Raw genomic sequence first — 3,911 nt, forward strand, 5'->3', positions numbered from 1 at the left:
TTATCTCGGAACTTCATGCTTAGAACTCGAAACGTCGAGTTAGGAGGCTGGAAAATCTAAACTTTGCCGAAAAGAGATGACTATTTCATTCAATGCAGCCATGTCAATTAAAAATGCATCATGTCCGTAGGTTGACTTCAGTCACGCCAGTTGAGCATTAGGGATAAAATGTGCCAATTCTTGTTGTTCTACTGGAGGATAGAGGATGTCAGAATCGAGTGGGACAACTAGAGTTGGTTGCTGGATGTTTTGCAGAACAGATTCATAATCTGACAAATCAGGACTTGTGCGATCGCATCTCGATACAGGGCCTTGGCATCTAATACCACAATCTCAAGATCGGAATGCTGTTGACCGAGTACTTAAGGGACTTCCAGAAAATAAATTATCCAATTTCACGCCCATCAAAACGACTTTCTCTCCCCCTGCTAAAAGTTCCCTGCTAAGAACTGCCCTCAAGGCGATGAAATATTTTTTAATTGGAAGTCCCTTAAGCGATCGCCTTAAGCCTTGATTATGTGCTTGTGTTAATGCACTGAGGCTCACAGAATTCGTACTGGTTCTAGTCGTAGGTAAGGATTTATGCCAATTGTCTTAATCCAGTGGTGTTGTGCCTTGTTACATTCTCGTCACCAATCACCTTTTTCGTAAATGCCCTATTAGTTAACAAAAATTAGAATTGTATCGTTGCTCAAACCGTTGAAAGTTCGCCAGAGTGGTAGTAGGAGTTTTTACATCACTTTTGTGGAAAACTGAAATGATTCAAAAATTTGCAGCCCCAACCCATACAGACAAATACACCCGTGTTGCTAAATTAGCAGATGTTCAAGCAGCAGGTAGTTTATTAGTTCGCAGCGAAAAACACACCATTGCTCTGTTTTACTCAGACAATAAAGTCTATGCAATTGATAACCGTTGTCCGCATATGGGCTTTCCCCTCCACGGTAGCACTTGCAAAGATGGGATTGTGACTTGCCCTTGGCACTATGCTCGCTTCGACCTCGCCAGTGGTGGAACATTTGACTCTTGGGCAGATGATGTTCCCTCCTTTGGTGTAGAAATCCGCGATGGGGAAGTTTGGGTAAATTTAGATCCCCCAGTTGACCTCCATGCCCACCACAGCCAACGCCTTCAGGATGGTTTAGAACAAGGTATTTCGTTAGTTATTGCCAAATCAGCGATCGCTTTACTAGACATGGGAGCAGATCAGAGCGAACCATTTCAGGTGGGACTGGAATTTGGCAGCCGTTACAACAAAGCAGGCTGGAGTACAGGCTTAACCATCCATACTTGCATGATGAATTTGCTGCCTTATCTAGATGCAGAAGACAAACCCCGCGCCCTTTTCCAAGGACTTTCAGCAGTAGCTAATGATAGTGCTGGAGCGCCGCCTCACTTCGTAGTTCATCCATTACCCAATTCCACCGTTGACCTCAGTACCCTCAAAAGCTGGTTTTGCCAGTTTATTGAGGTGCGGGATAGTGAAGCAGCAGAAAGATGTTTGATATCTGCAATTCGGGCGGGAGCTAATTCTCAGCAAATTGCAGACATGCTATTCACATCTGCCACAGACCACCGCTACATCAATAGCGGTCATGCACTCGACTTCATTAACAAAGCACTGGAAGCCTTGGATGCTGTTGATTGGCAAGGGGCAGAGTCAGTTTTGGCGAGTCTAGTTTCTGGTTTAGCAACTGCTTCTCGCATGGAAGAATCCAATTCCTGGCGCTATCCTGTGGATTTGGTAGCAATTCTGAAATCTGCCTTTGAGCAGTTACCTATGGCTTTGGCGACAGGACGACCTCGACAAGGAACTTGGTCAGGTCAGGAGGAATTAGTACCAATTTTGTTAGGGGAAGACCCAGAGAAAATTGCTAACTCTCTTCTGACTGCTCTGGAAGCTGGTTGTACTGAAGAAGAATTGGCAGGTGTAGTTACTTACACAGCAGCACTTCGGGTAGCTCGCTTCCACACTAACAACGACTTTGGCGACTGGAATTCAGCGCACCATCCGTTCACTTTTGCCAATGCAGTGCATCAAGGATTACGACGAGTGCCAACGCTAGAATTACTACGAAGTGTGTTTGATGCTGCCATGAGTGTATATCTGAATCGTTTTTTGAATGTGCCACCAGCAAGACTCCCAGAACCAAAAGACTCTGCTCAAAATCCTGAAGAATTGCTCAAGCAACTACCAGATTTATTAAATCGCCAACAACAAGTAAATCAGACAGGTCAGTTAGTGGCAGATTATTTGTATAGTGGCGGCTCTGTTGAGCGACTGATGGCAATGTTGGGTAAGTTGATGCTACGCGAAAACCGTGATTTTCATGTAATTCAGGAAATGGAAGCAGCTTTTAGACAATACTCGCTCTTAAGTGAAACTCCTGCTGGTATCCATGTACTAGTTGCTGCTGCTCGTTATCTAGCAGCACACGCACCCACAATGCGATCGCAAGAGCAAACCTATCAAATTGCTTATCGGTTGCATGAAGGCGATCGCCTGTTTGAAGAATCATAGTAGGGGTGCAAGGCCTTGCGCCCCTACTAATCTGGGAGATTGGATAATTGCTGCGATCGCAGCCATGCAGAAATTTGGGCGATCGCGGCAATTTCTGCAATGCTTGGGGAACTCAAGAGGCGAATTAAAAATTGCATAAATCTTCAACTCGCCTCAGTTAAGTAATTGAAAATTTCAACCAATCTGTTCTGTCTCTGGACTTAAAGGAGTCTCTATTGCTCTTTGTCTCCCTCAATTAGCTCACCCTTTTGGGTGAGTCATATATCAACCGATCAGGTGACCTGACTGAAGGAAGCTGAGATTAATAATAAAGAGGAATCTATTACTAAAGCACACTGATCGCATTTTACCTAAGAATAACTTATGAAACTTATAACTTTAATAAATTCTGCACTGATTTTTGCTTCTATTACTCTTGTACCTGGAATCGCTGGCGCTCAAACAGCTATTAACAACACTAGTGAAATAGCTATTAACTCTAACAATTTATCCAATAATTCTACTTCTGTTAGTTACCTCCAACCTTTCAATCTAGTTAATTTTGCTTATCAGGGAGGTTTAAAGCAGCACGGGATTCCTAGTGGAGAAACGCTAGTACTTCAAACTCAGAACAGAAAGATTATTGCAAAAGATTTGATTAAAGCTGCTGTCAATGCAGATAAATTACCATCACAAGTCTTAAACGACCAAAATTATCTAAGTGCTGTTAATTCCCAACTCAACGCATTGCCTGATTATGCTGCTGCTGATTGATTTGGTTTTTCTTATATTATATTTTTAGAGAAAGCGAAATTAGTTATTATATTATATTCGTGCGCTTGTTACCAATAGAAATAAAAGCCTTTTATACGCAGAAATAGGCGTGTATAAAAGAAAGTTTAATATTGAAAAACAATTTCTAGATTTTGAGAGAAGTTGTGCTTAGTAGTTGCACTTCTGGTATTTTTAAGGCACAGAAAATTGTATAATCAACAGCCTATCGACCATAAATTTCGTTTTCTATAGAGAATGACAGAAGTAATTAGATCCGGGAGCCTAAATAACATTGAGTCCATTGAGTTTGAAAAGCGGTGCTTGCACAAAGCCAGAGAAACAGGCGATCGCTTAGGGGAAGTCACTTGTTTAGGAAGTTTGGGCAATGCTTACGACTCACTAGGCGAGTATCACCTGGCAATTGAGTTTTATCAGCAGTGGTTGGATATAGCTAGAGAAATAGGCGATCGCTTAGGGGAAGCCAAATCTTTATCTGGGTTGGGCAACGCTTACCAATCACTGGGAAAATACCAGCGAGCGATTGAATTCTATCAGCAGTGGTTGAGTATCACCAGGAAAATAGGCGATGGCACTGGGGAAGGCATTTGCTTGGGAAGTTTGGGCAATACTTATGAAT

Annotated in this window: 5 protein-coding genes; 4 read left to right on the forward strand and 1 reads right to left on the reverse strand. The window is 42.6% G+C overall.

Translation table 11 applies throughout. The features are described from left to right. Positions 1–141: 141 nt before the first annotated feature. Positions 142–276 (reverse strand): hypothetical protein, encoded by a 135-nt coding sequence (locus tag ACFFAP_RS18105; protein ID WP_375512503.1) that lies wholly within the window; start codon positions 274–276, stop codon positions 142–144. 10 nt (positions 277–286) lie between these two features. Here ACFFAP_RS18105 and ACFFAP_RS18110 point away from each other — a divergent pair, with 10 nt between their 5' ends. The 4 genes from ACFFAP_RS18110 to ACFFAP_RS18125 form a co-directional block, all read left to right on the forward strand. After that, positions 287–514, forward strand: a complete 228-nt coding sequence (locus ACFFAP_RS18110) for a hypothetical protein (RefSeq protein ID WP_375512504.1) — start codon at positions 287–289, stop codon at positions 512–514. A 243-nt stretch (positions 515–757) separates the two neighbouring features. Continuing rightward, entirely contained in the window at positions 758–2,521 is a 1,764-nt protein-coding gene (locus ACFFAP_RS18115; RefSeq protein ID WP_375512505.1) for a Rieske (2Fe-2S) protein, read from the forward strand. Positions 2,522–2,884: 363 nt separating this feature from the next. After that, on the forward strand, positions 2,885–3,274 hold the full coding sequence (locus ACFFAP_RS18120; protein ID WP_375512506.1) for a hypothetical protein: 390 nt from the start codon (positions 2,885–2,887) through the stop codon (positions 3,272–3,274). A gap of 255 nt (positions 3,275–3,529) precedes the next feature. Further along, a partial coding sequence (locus ACFFAP_RS18125) for a tetratricopeptide repeat protein (protein ID WP_375512507.1) occupies positions 3,530–3,911 on the forward strand: 382 nt, incomplete at its 3' end.

Origin of the sequence: uncultured Nostoc sp. (genome assembly GCF_964245575.1) — a bacterium.
GTDB lineage: Bacteria > Cyanobacteriota > Cyanobacteriia > Cyanobacteriales > Nostocaceae > Nostoc.

Coding starts and splice junctions, on each gene's coding strand:
- ACFFAP_RS18115 (WP_375512505.1), top strand. CDS start 758: ATGATTCAAAAATTTGCAGCCCCAACCCATACAGACAAATACACCCGT.
- ACFFAP_RS18120 (WP_375512506.1), top strand. CDS start 2,885: ATGAAACTTATAACTTTAATAAATTCTGCACTGATTTTTGCTTCTATT.